The 22,804-nt window shown below is 66.7% G+C and carries 17 protein-coding genes, 5 pseudogenes and 1 riboswitch; of the genes and pseudogenes, 13 read left to right on the top strand and 9 right to left on the bottom strand.

The window, feature by feature from the left end; all coding sequences use genetic code 11:
- The first annotated feature begins 83 nt into the window (after positions 1 to 83).
- A pseudogene (locus IPM73_17060) lies at positions 84 to 546 on the top strand (Lrp/AsnC family transcriptional regulator).
- 31 nt (positions 547 to 577) lie between these two features.
- Here the strand turns inward: IPM73_17060 and IPM73_17055 are convergent.
- Positions 578 to 1,129 (bottom strand): annotated as a pseudogene (locus IPM73_17055) (response regulator).
- A 642-nt stretch (positions 1,130 to 1,771) separates the two neighbouring features.
- A pseudogene (locus tag IPM73_17050) lies at positions 1,772 to 2,413 on the bottom strand (PAS domain S-box protein).
- Between the two features lie 277 nt (positions 2,414 to 2,690).
- On the opposite strand from IPM73_17050, the gene IPM73_17045 reads away from it, so the two are divergent.
- The 5 genes and pseudogenes from IPM73_17045 (at position 2,691) to IPM73_17025 (ending at position 8,223) form a co-directional block, all read left to right on the top strand.
- The gene (locus IPM73_17045; protein ID MBK8919699.1) at positions 2,691 to 3,251 is read left to right on the top strand and encodes a hypothetical protein; all 561 of its coding nucleotides are present in this window, start codon (positions 2,691 to 2,693) and stop codon (positions 3,249 to 3,251) included.
- A 160-nt stretch (positions 3,252 to 3,411) separates the two neighbouring features.
- Positions 3,412 to 5,318: pseudogene (locus IPM73_17040) on the top strand (ATP-binding cassette domain-containing protein).
- Positions 5,319 to 5,365: 47 nt separating this feature from the next.
- Positions 5,366 to 5,973, top strand: a pseudogene (gene thrH / locus IPM73_17035) (bifunctional phosphoserine phosphatase/homoserine phosphotransferase ThrH).
- 61 nt (positions 5,974 to 6,034) lie between these two features.
- The gene (purU, locus tag IPM73_17030) at positions 6,035 to 6,898 is read left to right on the top strand and encodes a formyltetrahydrofolate deformylase (protein MBK8919698.1); all 864 of its coding nucleotides are present in this window, start codon (positions 6,035 to 6,037) and stop codon (positions 6,896 to 6,898) included.
- A gap of 62 nt (positions 6,899 to 6,960) precedes the next feature.
- Entirely contained in the window at positions 6,961 to 8,223 is a 1,263-nt protein-coding gene (locus tag IPM73_17025; GenBank protein MBK8919697.1) for a diguanylate cyclase, read from the top strand.
- A gap of 261 nt (positions 8,224 to 8,484) precedes the next feature.
- Here IPM73_17025 and IPM73_17020 read toward each other — a convergent pair whose 3' ends face one another.
- From IPM73_17020 to IPM73_17000, 5 genes are all read right to left on the bottom strand, one after another.
- Positions 8,485 to 8,778, bottom strand: coding sequence for a hypothetical protein (locus IPM73_17020; protein ID MBK8919696.1), 294 nt, complete (start codon positions 8,776 to 8,778; stop codon positions 8,485 to 8,487).
- Positions 8,779 to 8,783: 5 nt separating this feature from the next.
- On the bottom strand, positions 8,784 to 9,254 hold the full coding sequence (locus tag IPM73_17015) for a metallophosphoesterase (GenBank protein ID MBK8919695.1): 471 nt from the start codon (positions 9,252 to 9,254) through the stop codon (positions 8,784 to 8,786).
- A 79-nt stretch (positions 9,255 to 9,333) separates the two neighbouring features.
- Positions 9,334 to 10,836, bottom strand: a complete 1,503-nt coding sequence (amt, locus tag IPM73_17010) for an ammonium transporter (GenBank protein ID MBK8919694.1) — start codon at positions 10,834 to 10,836, stop codon at positions 9,334 to 9,336.
- A 15-nt stretch (positions 10,837 to 10,851) separates the two neighbouring features.
- Positions 10,852 to 11,190, bottom strand: coding sequence for a P-II family nitrogen regulator (gene glnK / locus IPM73_17005; protein MBK8919693.1), 339 nt, complete (start codon positions 11,188 to 11,190; stop codon positions 10,852 to 10,854).
- Positions 11,191 to 11,269: 79 nt separating this feature from the next.
- Positions 11,270 to 12,124, bottom strand: coding sequence for a hypothetical protein (locus IPM73_17000; GenBank protein MBK8919692.1), 855 nt, complete (start codon positions 12,122 to 12,124; stop codon positions 11,270 to 11,272).
- 237 nt (positions 12,125 to 12,361) lie between these two features.
- Between IPM73_17000 and IPM73_16995 the strand changes: the two genes are divergently transcribed.
- From IPM73_16995 to metH, 5 genes are all read left to right on the top strand, one after another.
- The gene (locus IPM73_16995; protein ID MBK8919691.1) at positions 12,362 to 12,604 is read left to right on the top strand and encodes an accessory factor UbiK family protein; all 243 of its coding nucleotides are present in this window, start codon (positions 12,362 to 12,364) and stop codon (positions 12,602 to 12,604) included.
- Between the two features lie 12 nt (positions 12,605 to 12,616).
- Positions 12,617 to 14,128 (top strand): YifB family Mg chelatase-like AAA ATPase, encoded by a 1,512-nt coding sequence (locus IPM73_16990; GenBank protein ID MBK8919690.1) that lies wholly within the window; start codon positions 12,617 to 12,619, stop codon positions 14,126 to 14,128.
- Positions 14,109 to 15,497 carry a multidrug effflux MFS transporter gene (locus tag IPM73_16985; protein MBK8919689.1) on the top strand — a complete coding sequence of 463 codons (1,389 nt, stop codon included), beginning with the start codon at positions 14,109 to 14,111 and terminating at the stop codon, positions 15,495 to 15,497. Before IPM73_16990 ends, IPM73_16985 begins: the two co-directional genes overlap by 20 nt.
- On the top strand, positions 15,494 to 15,988 hold the full coding sequence (bamE, locus tag IPM73_16980; GenBank protein MBK8919688.1) for an outer membrane protein assembly factor BamE: 495 nt from the start codon (positions 15,494 to 15,496) through the stop codon (positions 15,986 to 15,988). Before IPM73_16985 ends, bamE begins: the two co-directional genes overlap by 4 nt.
- Before the next feature lie 66 nt (positions 15,989 to 16,054).
- Positions 16,055 to 16,130, top strand: a riboswitch (S-adenosyl-L-homocysteine riboswitch).
- 78 nt (positions 16,131 to 16,208) lie between these two features.
- Positions 16,209 to 19,871, top strand: coding sequence for a methionine synthase (gene metH, locus IPM73_16975; protein ID MBK8919687.1), 3,663 nt, complete (start codon positions 16,209 to 16,211; stop codon positions 19,869 to 19,871).
- 16 nt (positions 19,872 to 19,887) lie between these two features.
- On the opposite strand, the gene IPM73_16970 is transcribed toward metH, so the two are convergent.
- Complete coding sequence (locus IPM73_16970) at positions 19,888 to 20,652, bottom strand: restriction endonuclease (protein MBK8919686.1); 765 nt, start codon at positions 20,650 to 20,652, stop codon at positions 19,888 to 19,890.
- A 142-nt stretch (positions 20,653 to 20,794) separates the two neighbouring features.
- On the opposite strand from IPM73_16970, the gene murB reads away from it, so the two are divergent.
- Positions 20,795 to 21,835, top strand: coding sequence for a UDP-N-acetylmuramate dehydrogenase (gene murB, locus IPM73_16965; protein MBK8919685.1), 1,041 nt, complete (start codon positions 20,795 to 20,797; stop codon positions 21,833 to 21,835).
- 57 nt (positions 21,836 to 21,892) lie between these two features.
- Positions 21,893 to 22,462 (top strand): hypothetical protein, encoded by a 570-nt coding sequence (locus IPM73_16960; GenBank protein ID MBK8919684.1) that lies wholly within the window; start codon positions 21,893 to 21,895, stop codon positions 22,460 to 22,462.
- A 10-nt stretch (positions 22,463 to 22,472) separates the two neighbouring features.
- On the opposite strand, the gene IPM73_16955 is transcribed toward IPM73_16960, so the two are convergent.
- Positions 22,473 to 22,802 (bottom strand): DUF1840 domain-containing protein, encoded by a 330-nt coding sequence (locus IPM73_16955; GenBank protein ID MBK8919683.1) that lies wholly within the window; start codon positions 22,800 to 22,802, stop codon positions 22,473 to 22,475.
- Between the last annotated feature and the right edge of the window lie 2 nt (positions 22,803 to 22,804).

The following is a 22,804-nucleotide window of genomic DNA, read 5'->3' as shown; positions in this document are numbered from 1 at the left end:
TTGGCGGTTACTTGGCAGAATATTGCGCGATTTGCCAAAACAATGGATAGTTCATCGGACAACCATTACCAGTGCGCCATACCATGCAACTCGACCGCTACGACCGCCAGATTCTCTCCCTCCTGCAACAGGACGGGCGCATCAGCAATCAGGATCTGGCCGACCGCATCGGCCTTTCTCCGTCCCCCTGCCTGCGCCGGGTGCGCGCGCTGGAAGAAGCCGGCTTCATCGCCGGCTACCGGGCGGTACTCGACGCCAAGGCCCTGGGCCTGTCCTCATGGCCCTCATCCACATCTCCATGGACCAGCACACGCCGGAACGCTTCAAGGATTTCGAAGCTGCGGTACGGGAAATCCCGGAAGTGCTGGAATGCCTGCTCATCACCGGGCAGGCCGCGGACTACCAGCTCAAGGTGCTGGTCAAGGACATGGACGCCTACCAGGACTTGCTGCTCAACCGCATCACCCGCATCAAGGGGGTGACGGGGTGCATTCGAGTTTCGTGCTCCGGCGGGTGGTGGATGGAGGGCTGCTGCCCGTGGGTTGAGCGCCTCAGAGCCCCGGTCCAGCCAGTCGGCCAGGACTTGGTACAGGTGTTCCGGCACCACCGGTTTGGTGATGTGGTCGTTCATGCCGGCCTCCAGGCAGCGTTCGCGATCCTCGGCGAAGGCGTTGGCGGTCATGGCCAGGATGGGTGTGGTCGCGTTGAGGGATTCGGCCCGGATGACGAGGGTGGCTTCGAGGCCATTCATCACCGGCATCTGCATGTCCATGAGAATCAGGGCGTAGGGCCGGGCACCGGCGTGGCGCACCCCTCTGCGCCGTCGCCGGCCAGGTCCACCAGCAGGCCCGCGTCCTCCAGCATGGTGCGGGCGACTTCCTGATTCACCGGGTCGTCCTCGACCACCAGGATACGCTTGCCGCCATGGTCCCGACCCAGACGCTGCCCCTGGACCCGGCGGAAACTTGCGGCGCGGGACCTGCCGTGGCGGCTTCGCTGAATTCGAGCTCGAACCAGAAGGTGCTGCCCTGGCCCGGAGTGCTGTGGACGCCGATTTCGCCCCCATCAACTGCACCAGGCGCCGACTGATGGCCAGTCCGAGTCCGGTCCCGCCGTAACGGCGGGTCATGGAGCCGTCGCCCTGCTCGAAGGCCGTGAACAACCGCGCCAGGGCCTCGGGCGGGATGCCGATGCCGCTGTCTTCGATCTCGAAGCGCAGCCGGTGGCGAAGCCCTCCCCGGGTTCCCGCGCCGATGCGCAGCGCGACCTCGCCCTGCTCGGTGAATTTCACCGCATTGCCGACCAGGTTGATGAGCACCTGGGTCAGCCGCAGGGGATCCCCCAGCAGGCGCAGGGTGGCCAGGTCCGGCGCCAGATCGAAGGTGAGGACGACACCCTTGCCGCGGGCGGTCTGGCCCAACAGGCTGGTGAGATTTTCGACGATGGGCGGGAGGCAGAACTCCGGTGCTCTCGATTTCCAGGCGCTCCGCCTCGATACGGGAGATGTCGAGGATGTCGTTGATGACCCGCAGTAGATGGTTGGTGGCGTTCTTGGCCCGGTCGAGCAGTTCCTTGCCCTTGGGTTCGACCATGCGCGAGCGGGCCAGGTGATGGCCCCGAGAATGCCGTGGAAGGGGGTGCGCAACTCGTGGCTCATGTTGGTGAGGAAGCTGCTCTTGGCGCGGCTGGCCGCTTCCGCCGCCTCCTTGGCCAGGGACAGCTCCGCCGTGCGGGCGGCGACCATGGCTTCCAGGTGTTGGCGGTGGTCGGCCAGTTCGGCCTCCAGGCGGTGTTGCTCGGTGATGTCGTGGCCAATGGACAGGATGCCCGTCAGGCGGCCCTCCCCATCGACGATGCCGCGATTGGCCCAGCGCATCCAGAGACGGCGCCCGTCCCGGGTCTGGTTTTCGTTCTCGTTGACCGCGTGACGCTGGGGGTCGGCCAACACCGCGGCCATCAGGACGCCGAGATCGCGGCCGTCGTCGTGCTCCCGGGGCGGGACGATGGTGCCCAGGGCGGGCTGCCCGAGAATCTCCGCCTCGCCGTAGCCGAAGACCTTTTCCGCCACCTCGTTGAAGTAATCGATGCGACCGTCGGGCGTAAGGCGCACGATGACCGCATTGGCGTTATGCACCAGTTCGCGGTACTTGCCCTCGCTGGCGTGGAGGGCCTGCTGCACTGATTGACGCTCGGCGATTTCCGCCTGGAGTTTGCCGTTCAGGCGGCGCATGCGGGCAATGACGATCCAGGAGCCCAGGGCCAGGAGGAGGGCCCCGCCGGTGGTCCAGGTCATCCAGGCAGGAACGGTGCGGGGGTAGGGGTCGTACAGGAAGCCCTGCAGGGAAAAGTCTTCCACCATCTTGCCGCGGCTGGCATAGACGTCGACCACATGGCGCCAGCGCCCGGGACTCATGTAACCGGGATCCACCAGGTCCGGGCGGGTGAGTTCGCGAATCTGGGCCGCCTCGTAGAGCAGGTGGGGACGGGACTTCTCCTGGCTGTTGTAACGCTCCAGGATCAGGTCCGTGACGCGCTCGGGGTGAGCCAGGGCGTACTCCAGGCCCCTGAGGGGTCGCCCTGCGCAGGGCCTCGACCACCACGGGCCGGCGGCGCAGGGTGCTTTCGCTGGTAAACAGCATGTTGCCGAACAGGTCGATCCCGGCCGAACGCGGCGTGAGCAGCAGGAAGTCGTGCTCCCGCCCACGCACCAGGAAGGGCTCGTTGGACACATACACCACCTTGGCGGCGACGATTCCCCGCTCCAGGGAATCCAGGGTCCAGTCCTCCTGGTCCACCAGACGGATCTGCTCCGGGCGCAGGCCGGCGGCCTTGAAATAGGCTTCGATTTCGTCCCGGGTATGGGGGTCCATGGCGACGGGCCGCCCGGCCAGATCATGCACACTGGCGACACCTCCCGCGCGCCGGGCCAGCAGGGCGACAGGCGAATGCTGCATGAGGGCGGCGAGAGCGACGACGGGCTTTCCTGGGGAGCGCTCGACGACCAGGGCCGAGGTGCCCACCCCGACATCGGCCCGCCCTTCCACCACCTCCCGCACCGCGTCGATGCCGGGCCCTCCCTCCCGCAGGCTGACTTCCAGGCCCGCCTCGCGATAGTAGCCTTGGGCTTCGGCAGCGTAGAAGGCGGCAAACTCGAACTGGTGCTTCCAGACCAGTTGCACGACCACGGCCTCGCCGGCGACCCCGCGGCCAGCGGCGAAAAGGACGACGAGCAAGAGGGCACGAAGCAGTGACAAGGAGGGCGGTCCGGTAAGGCGTGGGAGGGAATCATATCCCGCTGCGGCGGCCGGCTGGCAGTGCTTCGCCCAAAACTCGCAGCGCAAGTTCCTCGCCTGCCCGGAAAGGTAGAATGCCGCCTTCTCACGCCGCCCTGCCGCAGCGCCGCCCCGGATCATGATCGCCCTCAAGAACGCCACCCTCGCCCGCGCCGGCCGGCCCTCATCGAGGGCGCCACCTTTCAGATTCATGCCGGCTGGCGGGTGGGTCTGGTGGGCGCCAACGGCTGCGGCAAATCCAGCCTCTTCGCCCTCCTGGCCGGGGAACTGCATGCGGAACAGGGCGACGTGGAGCTGCCCGCTGCCTGGTCCATCGCCCGGGTGGCCCAGGAAACGCCGGCCCTGCCCACGCCGGCCATCGAGTTCGTCCTCGACGGCGACAGCGAATTGCGCCGCGTGGAAGCCGACCTGGCCGCTGCCGAGGCCAAGGGCGACGGCGAGGCCATCGGCGCTCTGCACGCCCGCTACGGCGAGATCGGCGGCTATGCGGCCCGCGCCCGGGTGGCGGAAGTGCTGCACGGCCTGGGTTTTTCGGATGCCGACTTCCTCAAACCGGTGGCGGAGTTTTCCGGCGGCTGGCGGGTGCGCCTCAACCTGGCCCGCGCCCTCTCCTGCCGCGCCGACCTCCTGCTCCTCGACGAGCCCACCAACCACCTGGACCTCGACGCCGTCCTCTGGCTCGAAACCTGGCTCAAGGCGACGCCCGCCACCCTGCTCCTCATTTCCCACGACCGGGACTTTCTCGACGCCGTGGTGGGCAACATCCTGGCCATCGAGCAGCAGCGCATCGGCCTCTACAGCGGCGGCTACTCCGACTACGAGCGCGCCCGGGCCGCCCAGCTGGCCGTGCAGCAGGCCACCTTCGAGGCGCAGCAGAAGCAGATCGCCCACCTGCAGCGCTTCATCGACCGCTTCAAGGCCAAGGCCACCAAGGCCCGCCAGGCCCAGAGCCGCATCAAGGCCCTGGCGCGCATGGAGGTCGTCGCCGCCGCCCACGTCGATTCGCCCTTCCACTTCGATTTCCGCCTGCCGGCCAGCCTGCCCGATCCGCTGCTGCTCATCCGCGACGCCGCCGCCGGCTACGGCGGGACGCGCATCCTGGACGGGGTGAACCTCACCCTGCGCCCGGGCAGCCGCATCGGCCTGCTGGGCCGCAACGGCGCCGGCAAATCTACCCTGGTCAAGCTCCTGGCCGGCGCCCTGCCCATGGCCGGCGGCGAACGGCAGGAAGCCAAGGCGCTCAACATCGGCTACTTCGCCCAGCACCAGCTGGAGCAACTGCGCCCCGACGAGTCGCCCCTGCAGCACCTCACCCGCCTGGAACCCACCACGCCGGAGCAGGAACTGCGCGACACCCTGGGCGGCTTCGACTTCCGCGGCGAGATGGCCACCCGCCTCGTCGCCCCCCTTTTCCGGCGGCGAGAAGTCGCGCCTGGCCCTGGCGCTCCTCATCCGCACCCAGCCCAACCTGCTGCTCCTCGATGAGCCCACCAACCACCTGGACCTGGAGATGCGCGAGGCCCTGACCTTCGCCTTGCAGGATTTCGAAGGCGGCGTGGTCCTCGTCTCCCACGACCGCCATCTGCTGCGCACCTGCGCCGACGAGCTGTGGCTGGTGGCCGACGGCCAGGCAGCACCCTTCGACGGTGACCTGGACGACTACGCCGCCTGGCTGGCTGCCCAACGCGCCGCCGAGAAGGCGCCGGAGCCCGAAGCCGCTGCCCAGAAGGCCGAGCGCAAACAGAGGCGCGAGGAGGAAGCCGCCCTTCGCCGGGCCCTGCTGGCCAGGCGCCGCCCCTGGTCAAGGAAGTCGAGCAGTTGGAGAGGAAGATGGCGGCCTGGAACGAAGAAAAGCAGGCCCTGGACGCGCAACTCGCCGACCCCGCCCTCTATGCCTCCGGCGCCGACCGCAGCGGCATCGACGCGCTGCACCGCCGGCAGGCCCAATTGACCGCCGACCTGGCCGGGGCCGAGGAGCGCTGGCTTCTGGCCCAGGAGGAACTGGAAGCCTTGCCCGCACCATGATCGGGTAAAATGCCCCCCTTTGCCCAAGGGCTTGGCGGGAGTTGGCTGTGAAAATCGTATGTCTCGACCTCGAAGGGGTGCTGGTTCCGGAAATCTGGATCGAATTCGCCCAGCGTACCGGTATTCCCGAACTGAAGCGCACCACCCGGGACGAGCCGGATTACGACAAGCTCATGACCTACCGCCTGGGCATCCTGCGCCAGCACAAGCTCGGTCTGCCGGACATCCAGAAGGTCATCGCCGCCATGGGCCCCATGCCCGGCGCCCGGGAATTCCTCGACGCCCTGCGCGACACCTACCAGGTCATCATCCTTTCCGACACCTTTTACGAGTTCGCCAAGCCGCTGATGCAGCAACTCGGTCTGCCCACTCTTTTCTGCCATTCCCTGGAAGCGGACGCCGCCGGCATGCTGGTCAATTACCACCTGCGCATGCCCAACCAGAAGCAGGAGGCAGTCAAGCGCTTCAAGGAACTGAACTTCAAAGTGGTAGCCGCGGGCGACAGCTACAACGACACCGCCATGCTGGGTGAGGCGCATGGCGGCATCCTTTCCATCCGCCGGAAAACGTCATCCGCGAGTTCCCCCAGTACCCGGTGGTGCGGGACTACGCCGGCCTGCGCACGGAAATCGACAAGGCTTTCGCCAGGACCTGAAATCGGGAAGGGAGAAGGGTAAGCGCAGTTCCCCACCCGTCTCCCTTCCCCCTTCCCCAATATGCATCGCGCCCGCTTCTATACCCTCTCCGCCTCCTGCCCGGACCAGGTGGGGATCATCGCCCGGGTTTCCGGCTTCATCGCCGAAAACGGCGGCTGGATTCTGGAATCCAGTTTCCACGCCGACGCGCTCACCGGGCGCTATTTCATGCGCATCGAGATCAAGGCCGATTCCCTGCCCTTCCTGCTGGCCGAATTCCGCGAGCGTTTCGGGGCCGCGGTGGCGACGCCCCTGGGCATGGACTGGCGCATCACCGACAGCGCGGTGAAGAAGCGCGTGGTGGTGCTGGTGTCCAAACAGGAGCATTGTCTCTACGATCTTCTGGCGCGCTGGCAGGCGAGGGAACTGGATATCGAAATCCCCTGCGTCGTCTCCAACCACGACAGCTTCCGCGGCTTCGTCGAGTGGCACGGCATTCCCTTCCACCACGTTCCCGTCGCCGGGGACGACAAGACCCGGGCCTACGCCGAAATCGCCCGCATCTTCGACGACGTGCGCGGCGACTGCATGGTGCTCGCCCGCTACATGCAGATCCTCTCGCCGCAGCTCTGCGACGCCTATCCGGGCCGCATCATCAACATCCACCATTCCTTCCTGCCCAGCTTCGCCGGGGCCAAGCCCTACCATCAGGCCTACGAACGGGGAGTCAAGCTGATCGGCGCTACCTGCCATTACGTGACCTCGGAGCTCGACGCCGGCCCCATCATCGAGCAGGACGTGATCCGCATCGACCATTCCGATTCGCCGGAGGACATGGTGCGCTACGGCAAGGACATCGAGAAGACCGTATTGGCCCGGGGCCTGCGCTATCACCTGGAAGACCGGGTGCTGGTCCATGGCAACAAGACCGTGGTCTTCCGTTAGCCCCCTCAGGGGAGCACAATAGGCGGCGAAACCGGCCCACACCCTGGCCGGTTTTTTGCCCCATGTTCCCGCCCTCCGCGCCCATTTCGCTCCTCATCCTCGACCTGCGTCGCCACAGACGCGGGCCTGCGGCCGTACCGGAGGGCTACGCCACCGCCGTTTCCTCCCCGCAGCCTCAGGATTGCCGGGTGGACGGTTCCCTCGCTGTCCTGGTCCTGGCGGACGGGGATGACGCGCTGGACGACTGGGACGATCAGTATCACCCCCTCTGCCCGGCGGATTTCCCCCATTTGATCCTCCTCGATCCCTACGATCCCGCCCTGGCCCGGCGGGCCATGGCCGCCGGCGCCGCAGACTGTTGCGCCCTGGACGACGGCGAGCGCGTGGCCCTGGCGCTGTTGCGCATTGGACGGGACCGGAAGCCGGACCCCCTCCTGGTCCAGCGATCCACCTACGCCCTGCGCTTGCAGGCGGCCCTGGACACCTTGCCCACCCCCCTCTTCGTCAAGGACCGGGATTGCCGCTATATCGCGTGCAACCGGGCCTTCGAGGATTACCTGGGCCTGCCGCGGACCAGAATCCTGGGCGCCACGGTGCATGACATCGCGCCCCCCGAATTCGCCACCATCTATGAGGAGGCCGATCGCGCCCTGCTCGCCGCGGGGGGCACCCAGGTGTACGAGGCCCAAGTGCGCTACGCCAACGGGTCCGTCCGGGACGTGCTCTTCCACAAGGCCGTGTTCCGCGACCCCGGGGGCGAGGCCGACGGCATCGCCGGTGCCATGCTCGACATTTCCGAGCGCAAACAACTCGAACAGCGCCTGGAGACCCTCGCTGCGACGGATTTCCTCACCGGCGCCTTCAATCTGCGCAGTTTCTACGAGCTGGCGGGAAGGGAGCAGGCGCGGGTCACCCGGGGTGCCGCGCCTTTTTCCATCATCGTGATGGACATCGACCGTTTCAAGGACATCAACGACCGTCTGGGCCACGCGGCCGGGGACGAGGCCCTGCGCCGCATCGTCTCGGCGACCCGGGACCAGTTGCGGGAGCAGGACATCTTCGCCCGGGCGGGGGGAGACGAATTCCGCATCCTGCTGCCCGAGACCGGCGTCGAGGGCGCCTGTCAGGTGGGGGAGCGCATCCGCCAGGCCGTCGCCGACATCGAGGTCGCAGGACTCTTCGAGTCCCTGCGCCTGGGGATCAGCGTGGGCACGGCTGAGTTCCGACCGGGCGAGGACACCCTCGATTCCCTCGTCGTCCGGGCCGACATGGCGCTCTACCGCGCCAAGTCCGAGGGCCGGGACCGGGTGTGCGCCAGCGCCTGAGGGCCCCATCCCCCTCCCAGCCTTCCCCTTGAAAGGGGAGGAACCCAGCGTGACCTACGCCGTGCTCCAAAGACGTTCTGCCAAGCGCGCAGCACACTACTGGGCAGTCAATTCGGTTTGCGTCGAGACCGAGGCGCGCCTCCGCACCCAGATCGCGCGATGCGAATCGCAGCCATCACGGAAGCCATGGCGAGGATGAGCGGCGCGCGGGGATGCGGGGCGGGCCGAACTGGGCTGAACCCATCTGACTGAGGCCCGGCTTCAGTGTCCATAGGCCACGGCCGGCGCGGCGGCGAGCGGCAGGTAGTGGCTCAGGGGTCGCTCCCCCGGCTGCCAGAGGTGTAACAGGAATCCGCCCGGTTCCGCCGTCCAGGCCAGGGGCCCGTCGCCCAGGGCGATCTGGTGGGCCGGTGACGGGGCGGTCACGGCAGGGCGGCCGGCAAAGGTGGTGGCGACGAAGCGATGGACATGGCCACACAGCACGGCAGCCACCTCCGGATGACGGGCCAGCCAGTCCGCCAGCAGACCGTCGCCGCGGCAGCGGATGCGGTCCATGCCCGCTATGCCCACCGCGAAGGGGGATGGTGCATGGCAAGGAGCGCCGGCTGCCGGTCGCCCATCACGGAGTCGAGCCAGGCGATGTGGGCCGGCGTCACCTGCCCCCCTTCGCGGCCGGGAACCTGGGTGTCGAGGAGCAGCAGGACGCCCGCGCCCAGATCGATGCGCTGGTGGCAGGCCCCGATGCGGCCGGGAAAGGCGAAGGCCGAGCGCAACTGGCGCCTGTCGTCGTGGTTGCCGGGGATGACGGCGAAGGGAATGCCCACTTCCCTGAGGCGATCGGCCAGGCGGCGGTAGGTGGCGGCGTCGCCCCCCTGGGCCAGGTCGCCCGTCACGAGGAGGAAATCCGGCCGGGGCTCCAGGGTCGCGACCCGCAGGAGCACCTGACCGCAGGCGGCCCAGGTATTGACGCTGCCGAAGAGCAAGGCGCCGTCGGCAGTCAGGTGGAGGTCGGAGATTTGGGCGATGCGCATCGCCCGAGACTAACAGGGGCGCGGCACAAAAAAAAGCGGGCGCCCTGGGGCGCCCGGAAGGAGAGAGTCGAGAATTCGATCAGTGGTGGTAGGCGGTTTCGCCGTGGGAGGTGAGGTCCAGACCTTCACGCTCCTCGTCTTCCGGCACCCGCAGACCGACCACGATATCGGCGATCTTGTAGGACACCAGGGAAACGACGCCGGACCAGACGATGACGGTACCCACACCCCAGAGCTGGGCGATGACCTGGGCGGTCATGTCGAAGTCACCCACCTTGTTGGCCACGTAGTCATAGACGCCGGTGCCACCGAGAGAAGGGGCGACGAAGACGCCGGTGAGGATGGCCCCCAGGATGCCGCCCACGCCGTGGACCCCGAAGACGTCGAGGGAGTCGTCGGCACCGAGGAGCTTCTTGAGGCCATTGACGCCCCACAGGCAAACCACGCCGGCCAGCAGGCCGATGACCATGGCCCCCATGACGCCGACGAAGCCGGCGGCCGGGGTGATGGCCACGAGGCCGGCCACGGCGCCGGATGCGGCACCCAGCATGGAGGGCTTACCCTTCAAAATCCATTCGGCGAACATCCAGGACAAGGCCGCGCAGGCGGTAGCCAGCCAGGTATTGACCATGGCCAGGGCGGAACCGCCGGAGGCTTCCAGAGCGGAGCCGGCGTTGAAGCCGAACCAGCCGAACCACAGGAGCGAGGCACCGATCATGGTGAAGGTGAGGGAGTGCGGCGCCATGGCCACGTTGCCCAGACCGGTACGCTTGCCCACCATGTAGGCACCGACCAGGCCGGCGATGGCAGCGTTGATGTGCACCACGGTACCGCCCGCGAAGTCGAGGGCACCCTTCTGGAAGAGGAAGCCCGCGGTCTTGCCGGCGGCCTCGCCGGCAGCGGCATCGACGTAGGCGTCCGGGCCGGCCCAGTACCAGACCATGTGCGCCATGGGCAGGTAAGAGAGGGTGAACCACAGGACGGTGAACAACAGCACGCCGGAGAATTTCACCCGCTCGGCAAAGGCGCCGACGATGAGGGCACAGGTGATGGCCGCGAAGGCGCCCTGGAAGATCACGAAGACCAGTTCGGAGATGACCACCCCCTTGGAGAAGGTGGCCCCAACGGACTCGACCGTGATGCCCTTGAGGAAGAGCTTGTCCAGGGTTCCAAAGAAGGCGTTGCCCTCCGTGAAAGCCAGAGAGTAGCCATAGACGCACCACAGAACCGTGATCAGGGAGAAGACGACGAACACCTGCATGAGCACCGAGAGCATGTTCTTGGAGCGCACGAGGCCGCCGTAGAACAGCGCCAGTCCGGGGATGGACATCAGGATGACCAGGGCCGAACAGACCATGATCCAGGCGTTGTCGCCCTTGTTGGGTACCAACGGGGCGGCAGCGGGGGCGGCGGCGGGAGCGGCTTCGGCGGCAGCAGCAGCCGGAGCGGCGGCAGCAGCAGCGGGAGCAGCGGCCGGCGCGGTGGCGGCTGGCGCCGCTTCCGCGGGCTTGTCTTCCGCCCAGGCCGGAGCCCCCAGGGTGACGGCGCCGAAGAGCGCCAGGATGGCAAAAATTCTTTTCATGGCACGCGGCTCCCTTTACAAGGCATCGGTACCGGTCTCGCCGGTCCGGATGCGAATTACTTGTTCGAGTTCGAAGACAAAAATCTTGCCGTCACCGATCTTGCCGGTACTGGCGGATTTCTCGATGGCTTCGATGACCTGGTCGACCTGGTCGTCCTTGATGGCGGCCTCGATCTTCACTTTGGGCAGGAAGTCGACCACGTATTCGGCCCCCCGATAGAGTTCGGTGTGACCTTTCTGCCGGCCGAAACCTTTGACTTCCGTGACCGTGATGCCCTGCACGCCGATGGCGGAGAGGGCTTCACGCACTTCGTCAAGCTTGAAGGGCTTGATGATGGCAGTGACGAATTTCATGAGTGGATCCTCACAAGGTTGAAAACTTTGCCCCGTCAGCGCCGGCCGGGTCGCCGACGGGGATTGGGTTTAGGAAGCGTTAGAAGGTCTTGGTGACAGACAGAACGGCGGTTCCGCGACCGGCGTCCTTGCTCTTGCTGCCCAAGTCGCCGTCGTCGGCCCAAGAGTTGAAGAAGCAGTAGAACTCGGCCTTGTTGCAGCTACCGTTGGCGTTGGTGTCGATGTAGGACAGGCCGAACAGCCAGCCATTGACATCCTTGGTCACACCAATCTTCCAATCGGTGTAGCTGATCGAACGGCTGCCGGTGGTGAACTGATAGGAATAATCGTTGGCAAACAGGTGGCCGACGTGACCATTGATGCCCCAACCATTGCCGAGATCGTAACTGGCGGACAAATCGAGATAGCTGGTGCCATCGGAATCGGGCAGGTCGAAGTAATCGCTCAGCGCGTAGCTGTACTTCAGACTAAGGAATTTCCAGCTGGCGCCGACGTAGACTTCGGTGTTGTTGACCGACCCACTGGAGCGGGAACTGGTGTGCTTGTGGTTGCTGCCCGACAGGGTGCGGGCGTTGGTACCCGGGTAGTAATAGTGCAGGATGCCGACGTCGATACCGACGTCGCCAAAGCTGGTTTTGTAGCCACCGTAGAAATCCATTTCCAGGTTGCCACTGGGGAAGCCGGCACCCGAATTGACGTTGGAGTTCCAGTTGCCGAGGTAGATGCCGCTCTCGTGGCTGTAGTCGATTCCGCCCTGGAGCGCCGGTCGGCCGTAGGTCTGATCGATGCCGCGGAAGCGGTAGCTTGAGAAGAGGCCCACATTCCCGGTCAGGGTATGGGGGCTCTTGGCTTCGGGCGCCGCGGGAGCGTCGGCGGCCTGGGCAGGAAGGGCAAAAGCGGTCGCGAGGGCGACGGCAAGCAGGGACTTCTTCATCGTTTCTCTCCTGACAATAAAATGAAAGTTATGCAGTGCAGCAATAGCATGACCTGTGCCAGTCAATTTAGTTGATGGAAATCAATTATTTGCCGGCGACATGCGGCAGCACGCCTCGGTTGGTGGCACCATAGCGGTGCGTCATTTGGCCGGTGCGCACTGTTTTGGGCAGCCGCCGCCGCCCTTTGCGGAAACCCGGCTGTGCTAAACTCGGACCCCCTCGACTCGGAGGCCGCCATGCTCGACCCCAAGCTCCTCGACGACCTCGCCGCCCGGCTCAATACCCTTCTGGCCGCCACGCCGGCCAAGGATTTCGAAAAAAACACCCGCGCCCTGGTTTCCGGCTTTCTCGCCCGCCTCGATGTGGTCACCCGCGAGGAATTCGACGTCCAGGCCCAGGTACTCGCCCGTACCCGGGAAAAGCTCAAGGAGCTGGAAGCCCGGGTGGAAGCGCTCGAACGGCAGCGCACCGGCTCCTGAGGCGGGACGGCCATGGCCCTGGCCGTCGTCCATAGCCGCGGCCTCGACGGCCTCGCTGCGCCGCCGGTACGGGTGGAGGTTCATCTCGCCGCCGGACTGCCCAGCTTCACCCTGGTCGGCCTGCCCGACGTGGAAGTGCGCGAGGCCCGCGACCGGGTGCGGGCCGCCCTGGTCAATTCCGGCTTTGAATTTCCCTCCCGCCGCATTACCGTCAATCTCGCCCCCGCCGACTTGCCCAAGGAGTCGGGCCGCTTCGACCTGCCGATCGCCATCGGCATCCTGGCCGCCGCCGGGCAGATTTCGCCCCGCCTCCTGGAGCAGCACGAATTTGCCGGCGAACTTTCCCTTTCCGGTGAATTGCGCCCAGTGCGGGGCGCCCTGGCCATGGCGCTGGAAGCGCTCGGCGATGGTCGCCGCTTCGTCCTGCCCACGGACAGCGCTGCCGAGGCGGCGCTATCCGGCGGGACGGACATCCTGGCCGCCCCCACCCTCCTCGCGGTCTGCGCCCATCTGTGCGAACGGGAGGCCCTGCCGGTGGCGGCGGCACCGGCACCCGAAGCGCAGGAGACCCTGGCCGACCTCGCCGAAGTGCGGGGCCAGGCCCAGGCCAAGCGCGCCCTGGAGGTTGCCGCCGGAGGCGGGCATTCGCTCCTCATGCTGGGCCCCCCGGGGGCGGGCAAGTCGATGCTCGCCGCCCGCTTGCCGGGCCTCCTGCCCCCCCTGCCCCCCGGTGCAGCGCGGGAGTCCGCCGCGGTGCTTTCCCTGGCGGGGCAGTTCCGACCCGCCGCCTTCGCCCGCCGTCCCTTTCGCAGCCCGCACCACACCGCTTCCGCCGTGGCGCTGGTGGGCGGCGGAAATCCGCCGCGCCCCGGGGAGATTTCCCTCGCCCATCAGGGCGTGCTTTTCCTGGACGAATTGCCGGAGTTCGACCGCAAGGTACTGGAGACCCTGCGCGAGCCGCTGGAGTCGGGACGCATCCACATCGCCCGAGCGGCAAGGCAGGCGGAATTCCCCGCCGAGTTCCAGTTGATCGCGGCGATGAATCCCTGCCCCTGCGGGCACCAGGGCTCCCCCAGCGGCCGCTGCCGTTGCACGCCGGACCAGGTCGCCCGTTACCGGGGGCGCCTCTCGGGCCCCCTCCTGGACCGCATCGACCTCCAGATCGAAGTCCCCGCCGTGGCGGGCGACGTGCTGCTGACACGCCCCGAGGGCGAGTCCTCGGCCACGGTGCGCGAACGGGTGGCTGCCGCCCTCGACCGCCAGCACCGCCGCCAGGGCAAGGCAAATGCCCGCCTGGGGGCCCAGGAGATCGACAGCCACTGCGCCCCCGATTGCGACGGCACCGCCCTGCTGCGCCAGGCCATGAGCCGCCTGGCGCTGTCCGCCCGGGCGTGGCACCGCATCCTCAAGGTGGCCCGCACGGTGGCTGACCTCGCAGGCAGCGAGACGGTGCGCGCCGCCCATGTGGCGGAGGCCATCCAGTACCGTCGGCTGACAGGCATGGATGGCGTCCAGGGCGATTGATGGAGCACATCGCCATGCCCGTCGGGCTCTTCCCCAACGCCAGTCCCACGGGACAGGCTCGGCGAGATGTCGCCGATGCATTGTGGCGTGCGCTGCTCAGGCAGGGGCCCGCTTGAAGGACCTGACGCGCGCCGGGACGCCGGCCCCCCGCGGCATTGCCTTTTTGCTCGCGGCCCTGGCGGCCCTGGGGCCCTTCGCCATCGACACCTATCTTCCGTCCTTCCCGGAAATCGGCACCCGCCTGGAGGCCAGCCCCCTGGCCGTGCAGCAGACCCTTTCGGCCTACCTGCTGCCCTTTGCCCTCATGACCCTGTGGCACGGCGCCCTGGCCGACGCCCTGGGACGACGGCGCGTCGTGCTGGTGGCCCTGGTGGCCTTCGGCCTGGCTTCCCTGGGCTGCGCCTTCGCCACCCGTATCGAGCATCTGTGGATCTTGCGCGGGGTGCAGGGCATCAGCGCCGGCGCCGGCATGGTGGTCAGCCGGGCCATCGTGCGCGACTTGTTCGACGGGCCGCCAGCCCAGCGGCTCATGGCGCAGATCACCATGATGTTTGCCTTCGCCCCGGCCCTGGCGCCCCTCATCGGCGGCTGGCTGCAAGCCTTTTTCGGCTGGCGCTCGCCCTTCGTCTTCCTGGCCCTCCTGGCCACAAGCCTGACCCTGGCCTGCTACCGGCTGCTCCCGGAGACCCTGCCGCCGGAAAAGCGCCAGAGCCTCCGCCCTTCCTACCTCCTGAGCACCTACCGCCGGGTGCTGAGCACCCCTCGCTTCCTGTACGTCTGTGGTGCCATCGCCCTCAATTTCGCCGGCTTCTTCCTTTACGTCCTGTCGGCACCCATGTTCCTCATGACTCATCTGGGCGTCTCCGAGACAGGTTTTCTCTGGCTCTTCGGCCCCTCGATGACCGGCCTCCTCACTGGTTCCTGGATTTCCGGACGAGTCGCCGGGCATCTCTCCCGCCCGCGTACCCTGGCCGCCGGCTACGGGCTGATGGGTTTCGCGGCCTGCGGCAATCTGCTGCTCAATGCCCTCCTGCCGCCAGGACTGCCCTGGAGCGTGGCCCCCATCTTTTTCTACACCTGCGGCATGGCCCTCGCCGTCCCCACCCTGACGCTCTACGCCCTCGACCCCTACGGCGCCCAGCGCGGACTCGCCGCCTCGTGTCAGACCTTTCTCCAGGCCGCCCTCAACGGTCTCGTCGCGGCCGCCCTGGCGCCGCTGCTGTGGCATTCGACCCGACACCTCGCCGCGGGCATGGCCGGATTGCTCGCCCTGGGCGCCCTGGGCGCCCTGCTCCACCACCAGCGGGTGAGCGCCGAAGCCGGCGTCCCGCCCCCCCAGCGTTCCCCTTCCTCGCCGGAGACTCCATGAAGACGCCCCCCTGGCTCGCCACCGCGGCCGCCGCCGTCATCGGCACCCTCCTCCCTGCCTGCGACGCCCTCAACCTGCAGGAATTGAAGCTCGGGGTGTCGACCTCCTCCGAGGTCCGTGCACGCATGGGCAATCCCAGCGCCGAATTCCTCAACGACGACGGCACGGTGACCTGGGAGTACAACCGTCAGCCCAATGGCATCGAGTGTCCCATGCTCAGCTTCGACGCCAACGGCGTGCTGGTGAGAATCGAGCAGGCCCTGAGCGCCGAAAACCTGGCCCGCGTGCGACCGGGCATGAGCCAGGACGAAGTTCGCCGCCTGCTCGGCAAGCCCGGCAAGGTCGAGGTCTTCGACAACTTGCAGGAAGAAATCTGGGACTGGCGCGTGGCAGGCACCATGGCCACCGAAGAGGCCCATTTCCACGTCCATTTCAACCTGGGCGACCGCCTGGTGAAGACCACCTCGCGGCGCATCCAGACCTACAACTGAGCGGCCCCCCGAGGCACCCCCTGGGGCGCTCTTGGCATGCGCCCGCCCGGCAAGTAAACTCCACCCTCTGCCGAGGAGCGCTGCGACCCCTCACCACCCCCAGGGGGCCAGGCTCGGCAACGATCAACGGCGCTCGCAAACCCTGAAGTCTCAAGCCGGTTTGCAGCGCCGTTTGCTTTTGCGGTGTCTCCGGTGCCTTTTCGTTTTGCCGAGGTGATCCATGCAGCCCGATCGTACGTCCGAACTTTCCGCCCTTCTCGCCCAGCGCCTGCTCGTTCTCGACGGCGCCATGGGCACCATGATCCAGCGCCACGGCCTGACCGAGGCGGATTACCGGGGCGAGCGCTTCAAGGACCACCCCCACGACGTCAAGGGCAACAACGATCTGCTGGTGCTGACCCGGCCCGAGGTCATCGGCGGCATCCACCGCGACTATCTGGAAGCCGGCGCCGACATCCTCGAAACCTGCACCTTCAACTCCACCGCCGTCTCCCAGGCCGACTACAACCTGACGGAGATCGTCTACGAGCTCAACTTCGCAGGCGCCCGCCTGGCTCGCGGCCTCTGCGATGCGTACACCGCGCAGAACCCCGGGAAGCCCCGCTTCGTGGCCGGCGTTCTCGGCCCCACCAGCCGCACGGCTTCGATCTCGCCGGACGTGAACGACCCCGGCTACCGCAACGTCAGCTTCGACGAGCTGGTCGCCAACTACGTCGAGGCCGCCACCGGCCTGTGCGAGGGCGGCGCCGACATCCTCCTGGTGGAGACAGTGTTCGACACCCTGAACGCCAAGGCCGCCCTCTTCGCCATCGAGAAATACTTCGATGCCGCCGGCCGCCGTTGGCCGGTGATGATCTCCGGCACCATCACCGATGCCTCGGGCCGCACGCTGTCCGGCCAGACCGGGGAAGCCTTCTGGAATTCCCTGCGCCACATCCGGCCGCTCTCCTTCGGCCTCAACTGCGCGCTCGGCGCCAAGGAACTGCGCCAGTACGTGGAGGAACTGTCCCGTGTCTGCGACTGTTTCGTCTCGGCCCACCCCAACGCCGGCCTGCCCAACGCCTTCGGCGGCTACGACGAGACACCGGACATGCTGGCCGACGAGATCGAGAGCTGGGCCCGGGGCGGCATCGTCAATATCGTCGGCGGCTGCTGCGGCACCTCCCCCGACCACATCCGCGCCATCGCCCTGCGGGTGGCGCCGGTGACACCCCGCGCCCTCCCGGCCATCGAGCCGGCGTTGCGCCTCTCCGGCCTGGAGCCCTTCAATGTCACCGCCAGCTCGCTTTACGTGAACGTCGGCGAGCGTACCAACGTCACCGGCTCCCGCGCCTTCGCCCGCATGATCCTCGAGGGCCGCTTCGACGACGCCCTGGCCGTCGCCCGCCAGCAGGTGGAAAACGGCGCCCAGGTCATCGACATCAACATGGACGAGGCGATGCTCGATTCCATCGCCGCCATGGACAAGTTTTTGAAGCTGATCGCCTCGGAACCGGACATTTCCCGGGTGCCGATCATGATCGACTCCTCCAAGTGGGAAGTCATCGAGGCTGGCTTGAAGTGCATCCAGGGCAAGGGCATCGTCAATTCCATCTCGATGAAGGAAGGTGAGGCCAAATTTCTGGAGCAGGCGAAACTCGCCCGCCGCTACGGTGCGGCGGTCATCGTCATGGCCTTCGACGAAAAGGGCCAGGCCGATACCTACGCGCGCAAGATCGAGATCTGCGGCAAGGCCTACGCGCTGCTCACCGGCATCGGCTTTCCTGCTGAAGACATCATCTTCGACCCCAACATCTTCGCCATCGCCACCGGCATTCCGGAACACGACAACTACGCCGTCGATTTCATCGAGTCGGTGCGCTGGATCAAGGCCAAGCTGTCCCACGCCCACATTTCCGGCGGCGTCTCCAACGTCTCCTTCAGCTTCCGCGGCAACGACCCGGTGCGCGAGGCCATCCACACCGTCTTCCTCTACCACGCCATCCAGGCGGGCATGACCATGGGCATCGTGAACGCCGGCATGCTCGGCGTCTACGACGATCTGGAACCCGAACTGCGGGCCAAGGTCGAGGACGTGGTACTCAACAAGCACGCCGGGGCCGGCGAGGCTCTGGTGGAATTCGCCCAGACCGTCAAGGAAGGCAAGGCCAAGGACAGCGGCCCCGACCTCTCCTGGCGCGAACAACCGGTGGAGAAGCGCCTGGAACACGCGCTGATCAAGGGCATCACCGATTTCGTGGTGGCCGACACCGAGGAAGTGCGCGCCCAGCTTGAAGCTGCCGGCAAGCCGCCGCTGGCCGTCATCGAAGGCCCGCTGATGGCCGGCATGAACCACGTCGGCGACCTGTTCGGCGCCGGCAAGATGTTCCTGCCCCAGGTGGTTAAATCGGCCCGCGTCATGAAGCAGGCCGTGGCCCATCTGCTGCCCTATATCGAAGCCGAGAAATCCCGCACCGGCCTGGGCTCCAAGGGCAAGATCCTGATGGCCACGGTCAAGGGCGACGTGCACGACATCGGCAAGAACATCGTCGGCGTGGTGCTCGGCTGCAACGGCTACGACGTGGTCGATCTCGGCGTCATGGTCTCCTGCGACAACATCCTGAAGGCGGCCCTCGAGCACCGCGTGGACATCATCGGCCTCTCCGGCCTCATCACGCCATCGCTGGAAGAAATGGCCCACGTCGCGGGCGAAATGAAGCGCCAGGGCCTGACCCAGCCGCTGCTCATCGGCGGCGCGACGACCAGCCGCGCCCACACGGCCATCAAGATCGCCACCAACACCGACAGCCCGGTGGTCTATGTGCCCGATGCCTCCCGCGCCGTCGGCGTCGCCACCAAGTTGCTGTCCCGGGAGCAGAAGGCGGGTTATGTGGCGGAAATCGCCGCCGAGTACGAGGCGCTGCGTGCCGAACACGCCGGCCGCAAGGGCGCGACCCTGGTCACGCTGGCCGAAGCCCGGGCCAGGCGTTTCACGTGGAACGAGACGCACACCCCCACCGTGCCTCGGATCATCGGCGTCCAGGCGCTGGATATCGACCTGGAGGACCTCACGCTCTTCATCGACTGGACCCCCTTCTTCCAGTCCTGGGAACTGGCAGGCCGCTACCCCGCCATCCTGGAAAGCGAAACCGTGGGCGAAACGGCCCGCCAGCTCTACGATGACGCCCGGCGCATGCTGACCCGCATGGTCGAGGAAGAGTGGCTCTCGGCCCGGGCCGTCTTCGGCCTTTGGCCCGCTTCCGGCCTGGGCGACGACATCGTCTTTTACCAGGACGAATCCCGCAGCAGCGAAATCGCCCGCTGGGTCGGCCTGCGCCAGCAGCACAAGCAGCCCGCCGACCGGCCCAACCTGGCCCTGGCCGATTTTGTTGGGCCGCGCGACTACTGCGGGGCCTTCGCCGTCACCGCCGGCTTGGGCATCGAGGACAAACTGGCCGAGTTCGAGGCCGCCCACGACGACTACTCCGCCATCCTGCTCAAATCCCTGGCCGACCGTCTGGCCGAAGCGGCCGCGGAGTGGCTGCACCAGCGCGTGCGCCAGCAATTCTGGGGCTATGCCGTCGACGAGTCCCTGACCAGCGAGGATCTGATCGCCGAGGCCTACGCCGGAATCCGCCCTGCCCCCGGTTACCCCGCCTGCCCGGACCACACCGCCAAGCAAGGTCTCTTCGCCCTCCTCGACGCGCCCGGCAACGCCGGCATGGCCCTGACCGAATCCTGCGCCATGACCCCGGCCGCCTCGGTCGCCGGTTACTTCATCGGCCACCCCGCCGCCCGCTACTTCGCCATCCCCAAGATCGGCCGCGATCAACTGGAAGACTGGGCGTCCCGCAAGGGAATGCCCCTCCCGGAAGCCGAGCGGTGGCTGGCGCCGGTGCTGTGATGGCCTGCAAGCGTTATCAGTGATACGGGGCCGATTGGCGACTGACCGCGTACTGCCCATTGCCCAAAAAGGTCAACCAACCCTTGTCCCGCAGCACCTGCAACTGCTGGCGTATTTTTGCCCGAAGGTTGCTGTTGCCAGGAAACCGTTCTGCCAATTCACCCTCGGCTTGGTAAACATCGGCTAGAGAGAAACGAGTCCGCTCGAGTCTGGAAACGATTCCCATGATCACAGCCAGCCAGCTTCGCGCTGCGGAATTACTGTCCTCAAGGAAAGCCGTTCTTTTCCACTCTTGGCATATCTCCGCCTGGGGTCGGGTCACAAACTCATGAACGCAGACGATTCGCCCATCAGGTGGAAGGAGGCCGATATTGATGTTGCACCCTTGCCAACCCGCCCGCCGACAATGCGGCCCCAAGGGTTTTCGGGGAACGATCAATGCCTCGACGAGAAATCTGGCCGGAACGGCAATCACACTCCTTGTTCGGTAGTCCTCCGTGTAGCCCAGCAAGATGAGGCTGGTGCTCCGACTGGCTCTAATGCGCGCCAGCATGGCTGCGTACGCGCCATCTGCAACGGTGCGGCCGAACGCCCCTTTCTTGCTCTTAAGTTCGAATCCACTGCAGCAGGATGGGCAAGTGAAATCCAGGGCCTGGGTGTTGTTGGGCGTAGCTTGCAAGCGTTCCGAACAACTCGGGCACCTGAAGTGCTCTTCGACCCAAGCTTCGCTGAATACGCGGGCACGTTGCGTTGCGCTCCTGTAGCGGCCCAAAATGTCCATGAATCACTATTTCCTGGTTGGTCTTTGGCAGCTTTCGCGCCAGGCTTCCCGTGCTCGGTTTTCAATCGCTTGTCCGGTGAACCCTCCCGGCACGCGTTCTCACAAGCCCACACCTCACCCTACATCAGGAAAGCCCCGCAGCATGCCCTCTCCCGGCGATCCAGTTGACCTCACCCCCTTCAACACCCTCGGCCTCCCCGCCAGGGCGGAACGTTATCTGCGCGTGACCGAAGTGGCGCAGCTGCACGAGGCTGCCAGCCTCGCCGGACCCCGCTTCATCCTCGGCGGCGGTAGCAATCTGGTGCTGGCCGGGGATTTCGCCGGGCTGGTGCTGCACATGGCCCTGGGCGGCCGGCGCCTGGTGCGGGAGGAGGACGATGCCTGGATCGTGGAAGCGGGGGCCGGCGAGAATTGGCACGATTTCGTATTGTGGACCCTGGAGCAGGGCTGGCCGGGGCTGGAGAATCTGGCGCTCATTCCCGGCACCGTCGGGGCGGCACCGATCCAGAACATCGGCGCCTACGGCCTGGAAGTCGGCGAACGCATCGCCCGGGTCGAGGCCTACGACTTTGCCACCGGCTGCCTGGTGGCCTTCTCGCCCGAGGATTGCCGCTTTGCCTACCGTGACAGCGTGTTCAAGCAGGAGGGCTGGCACCTGTGCGGGCGCTTCGCCATCACCGCGGTCAGCTTTCGCCTGCCCAAGGCCTGGCAGCCCAATGTCCGCTACGGAGAACTCGCCGCGGAACTCGATTCCCGCGTTACCGCCAAGCCCGGCCCGCGGGAGGTGGCGCAGGCGGTCATGGCGGTAAGGCGCCGCAAGCTGCCCGACCCGGCGGCGCTGCCCAACGCCGGCAGCTTCTTCCACAACCCGGTGGTGGACAGCGCGCTCGCCTCCGCCCTGGCGGGTCGATTCCCCGCCCTGCCCCGCTATCCCCAAGCCGATGGCCGGGTGAAGCTCGCCGCCGGCTGGCTCATCGAGCAGGCCGGGTGGAAAGGCCGCAATCTCGGTCCGGTGGGGATGTATGAAAAACAGGCACTGGTTCTGGTCAATCGGGGCGGCGGCCGGGGAAGCGACGTCCGCGCCCTGATGCACGCCGTACAGCGGGACGTACGCGAACGCTTCGGCGTAAACCTAGTGCCGGAGCCGGTCTTCCTGGGGGAAGCCTCGTCCCCCTGTGGATAGGCCGCGGCGAAATACGGTATAGTCCCCCGCCAGAACGGAGGAGAGAGGGATCACAGGATGGCTGAGACAAACACCCCCCCGCGCGGCACTTCGGCCCATGCGCCGGACCTCAATTGGAGCCAGGTGCGGGAAACCGTACTCATGCTGGAACTGGCGGCGGTGCAGATCGAGGCGGCCATGACCGAGAGCAATACCTCGGTGGACGTGCTGACCAGCGCCTTCACGACCATGGCGGGCTGCATGCAGAAGCTGTCCGACACCATCCGCACGCTTCCCGACACCGCCGAAGTGGGGGCAGCCAAGGCCGAACTGACCGGGATGTCCGAACACGTCTCGGGCATGGTGCACCAGGCGGTCATCGCCTTCCAGTTCTACGACAAGCTGGCCCAGCGCCTGGTCCATGTAGGCCACAGCCTCGGTTCCCTCAGCGACCTGGTTTCCAACCAGGCCAAGCTCTACAACCCCGCGGAGTGGGTGGCGCTCCAGGACCGCATCAAGTCCAAATACACCATGCGCGAAGAAGTGAACATGTTCGAAGCGGTGATGCAGGGCGTCCCGGTGCACGAGGCCGTGCAGCGCTACATGGCCGAAATGAAGCAAAAAGGCGACGACATCGAACTGTTCTGAGGGGGCATCCTCAGGCGGAAAAGTCCCCCGGCGCCTCCCACACGATATTCGCCCTGGAGCCACCCCGGGCAGTCCTCTCCAGCATGTCGATGAAGGGCCAGGCCCGGCTCCCCAGGGAGACCGGCGGCTCGTCCTCCTCATCGCCCAACCCCGTCGCGCCGGCGGCTGCGCCCGACGCCCCTCCATCCACCAGAGCCCGCAGGTGGGCGGCCGCAGCGGCCATTTCCTCCACCGTGAAGGCCCCTCGGGCGGCGCAAGGTTTGCCCAGAGCAAGGAGCAATTGACGCGCCACTTCGGCGAACATGATCAGCTCCCCGGTCTCGCTCGAAATAAATTTCACTA

This window comes from Betaproteobacteria bacterium (assembly GCA_016720065.1).
Classification (GTDB): Bacteria; Pseudomonadota; Gammaproteobacteria; order Burkholderiales; family Rhodocyclaceae; genus SSSZ01.
Note: the sequence above shows the minus strand (reverse complement) of the source record. Positions and strands in the feature narration are given on the sequence as shown.

Bases quoted from the DNA above. Each gene is read 5' to 3' on its own strand.
- purU (MBK8919698.1), top strand. From the start codon at position 6,035: ATGCATCGCGCCCGCTTCTATACCCTCTCCGCCTCCTGCCCGGACCAG.
- IPM73_17025 (MBK8919697.1), top strand. From the start codon at position 6,961: ATGTTCCCGCCCTCCGCGCCCATTTCGCTCCTCATCCTCGACCTGCGT.
- IPM73_17020 (MBK8919696.1), bottom strand. From the start codon at position 8,778: ATGGACCGCATCCGCTGCCGCGGCGACGGTCTGCTGGCGGACTGGCTG.
- IPM73_17015 (MBK8919695.1), bottom strand. From the start codon at position 9,254: ATGCGCATCGCCCAAATCTCCGACCTCCACCTGACTGCCGACGGCGCC.
- amt (MBK8919694.1), bottom strand. From the start codon at position 10,836: ATGAAAAGAATTTTTGCCATCCTGGCGCTCTTCGGCGCCGTCACCCTG.
- glnK (MBK8919693.1), bottom strand. From the start codon at position 11,190: ATGAAATTCGTCACTGCCATCATCAAGCCCTTCAAGCTTGACGAAGTG.
- IPM73_17000 (MBK8919692.1), bottom strand. From the start codon at position 12,124: ATGAAGAAGTCCCTGCTTGCCGTCGCCCTCGCGACCGCTTTTGCCCTT.
- IPM73_16995 (MBK8919691.1), top strand. From the start codon at position 12,362: ATGCTCGACCCCAAGCTCCTCGACGACCTCGCCGCCCGGCTCAATACC.
- IPM73_16990 (MBK8919690.1), top strand. From the start codon at position 12,617: ATGGCCCTGGCCGTCGTCCATAGCCGCGGCCTCGACGGCCTCGCTGCG.
- IPM73_16985 (MBK8919689.1), top strand. From the start codon at position 14,109: ATGGCGTCCAGGGCGATTGATGGAGCACATCGCCATGCCCGTCGGGCT.
- bamE (MBK8919688.1), top strand. From the start codon at position 15,494: ATGAAGACGCCCCCCTGGCTCGCCACCGCGGCCGCCGCCGTCATCGGC.
- metH (MBK8919687.1), top strand. From the start codon at position 16,209: ATGCAGCCCGATCGTACGTCCGAACTTTCCGCCCTTCTCGCCCAGCGC.
- IPM73_16970 (MBK8919686.1), bottom strand. From the start codon at position 20,652: ATGGACATTTTGGGCCGCTACAGGAGCGCAACGCAACGTGCCCGCGTA.
- murB (MBK8919685.1), top strand. From the start codon at position 20,795: ATGCCCTCTCCCGGCGATCCAGTTGACCTCACCCCCTTCAACACCCTC.
- IPM73_16960 (MBK8919684.1), top strand. From the start codon at position 21,893: ATGGCTGAGACAAACACCCCCCCGCGCGGCACTTCGGCCCATGCGCCG.